2 protein-coding genes are annotated in these 1,407 nt (G+C 62.3%); both read right to left on the bottom strand.

Translation table 11 applies throughout. The features are described 5' to 3' along the window. On the bottom strand, positions 1–519 hold a 519-nt coding region (locus tag JF66_RS17960; RefSeq protein ID WP_156109901.1), incomplete at its 3' end, for an ABC transporter substrate-binding protein. 85 nt (positions 520–604) lie between these two features. Next, positions 605–1,407 (bottom strand): siderophore-interacting protein (locus JF66_RS17955; protein WP_035880164.1); only part of this gene is annotated, 803 nt, incomplete at its 5' end.

The raw sequence follows: 1,407 nt of genomic DNA, 5'->3' as shown, positions 1-1,407 counted from the left end.
GATAGAAATCTGGTCCGCCCAGCCCGTGCGCCAGGCGTCCGTCGGAAACGCCACCGTAGGAGCAAAGGCGGAGAGTGTTGCATAATCAGCGGGCGAAAGACCCGACTGCGGGGCGAGGATCAGGTCAGGCTGAAGGGCAAGAATAGCTTCGACGTCAATCTCCGGATACACATTGAAGACCTCGGGCAAAGCGTCCCCTCGCGCCTCAATCGCGTCACGCACCCAGGGAAAATACCCCTCAGCGTCCCCGCCCCAACTCGCCTTTTCGATTCCCACCGGGGTTGTACCTAGCGCCACCACAGTGTCGGCTGAACCCCAACCGATCGTGACGATGCGCTTGGGCTCTGCCGGGATCACGGCCGAACCCAGAGCGCTGTCGATCGTCACCGGGAAAGAGGCCGTACTCGCCGTCACTGGACCTGCTTTGTCGGCTGCTGTGCCGCTGGCGCAGCCTGTCAGAAGGAGCGCCAGGATGGTGCCGACCGTCGTGGTCAGGAGTGTCATTCGAGTGCGGGTCATAGTGTTCCTTGTTCGAAGTGCGCAGTTATCTAGCTGCGCGATGGACCCACCGGTGGCCGGCGGGAAAAGCAAGCGGGCGAACGAGTCAGCTCTCGCAGCGGCCTTCGCGCCAATATCCCATGAACGTCACGTGGCTGCGGTCGATGCCAGCCTCCGACAGGAGAATTCGGCGCATCTTTTTCACGAGGGAGGACTCTCCGGCCAACCAGCTGTACAGCCCTCCAGCCCTCAGGTCATGCGGCTGAGGACTCACCGCCAACAAGTTCGTGGTCCAGTCGCGCACGGCCGTCACGAGTGGTACAGCCTGGGGATGGGACCGGGCGAGCCAGCGAACCTCGACGCCCGCCGGGGCATTGGTCACTCGGGAATCACAAACGTCGCGGATCTCGATGAATGCGACTCCCCGCGCCTGCCGATCAAGTCGACCCAGAATGGCGCAGATCGCTGGCAAGGCCGTTTCATCGCCGGCCAAGAGGACGGTGTGCGCCTGTCCGGGTTTCCACTCTATTCCGACGTCCGGGTTCGCTCCGCGAGCATCCGGTCCAACGATGGCGACGTCCGACCCAACGGTGACCTCGTTCAGCCAGCGTGCGGCCTGTCCGTCATCGCCATGGCGGACAAAGTCGATATCGATCTCCTGCAACGCCGGCCGGGGCGACTGCACGGTGTACGTACGAAGCGGATTACGCCACTCGTTAGAGAGTTCACGCCACCGAGTAAACCAGTCCTCGGTGAAAGAGAAACGACCAAGTCCTACATCGGGGAGAGGCAGCACCAACTTCACTCGTTGGTCGAATCCACCCGTACCCAGATGAACGAGGTCCGTGCCCGTAAAGGTGATCCGCGTGAACCCTGCCGACAGCAGCTGGACGCGAGATACTGAGACAT

It is taken from the genome of Cryobacterium sp. MLB-32 (genome assembly GCF_000738085.1).
GTDB lineage: Bacteria > Actinomycetota > Actinomycetes > Actinomycetales > Microbacteriaceae > Cryobacterium.
Note: the sequence above shows the minus strand (reverse complement) of the source record. Positions and strands in the feature narration are given on the sequence as shown.